Here is a 580-nt window from a genome sequence, read left to right on the forward strand (position 1 = left end):
ACTTCTCGCGTAGGTGTAGTTCGCATCAGCATCCCCCTCCACCCACTCGTATCCTTTCTCCCTCCTTCCTCCTTCTTCCCCCCTTCTTTTTTCTTTTCCTCTCTTCTCTCCCCTTCCTTCCTCTCCCCCCTTTCCCTTCCTCCCCTCTTCCCCTTTTCCCTTTTTCTCTCTTCCCCTTCCCCTTCTCTTTCCCCCTTCCCTTTCCTTTTCTTTTCCCCTCTTCTTTTTCCCTCCCTTTTCTTTTTTCTTCCCCCTTCCTTCTTTTCTCCCTTTCCTCTTTTTCTCCTCCTCCTCCTTTCTCCTTCCTTCTCTTCCCTCCCCTCCTCCCCCCCTCTTTCTTTTTCTCTCCTTCCTTCCCCCCTCTTTTTTCCCCCTTTCCTTTTTCCCCCTTCCTCTTTTCCTTTCTTTCCTCCCCCTCCTCTTTCCCTTTCCCTTCCTTTTTCCTTCTTTTCCTTTTTTTCCTCCCCCTCCTTTTCTCTCTCTTTCTTTTTTTCTTTTCTTCTTTTTTTTCTTTTCTTCCCTCTTTCCCTTCCCCCCCTCCCCTCCTCCCTCCCCCCCCCCCCCCCCCCCCCCCCCCCCC

General features: G+C 51.7%; 1 protein-coding gene. It reads right to left on the reverse strand.

The features are described 5' to 3' along the window. A partial coding sequence (locus tag ABEB23_RS18375) for a hypothetical protein (protein WP_348814128.1) occupies positions 1-580 on the reverse strand: 580 nt, incomplete at both ends.

The sequence above is a fragment of the Flavobacterium maritimum genome, assembly GCF_040049085.1.
Lineage (GTDB): Bacteria > Bacteroidota > Bacteroidia > Flavobacteriales > Flavobacteriaceae > Flavobacterium > Flavobacterium maritimum.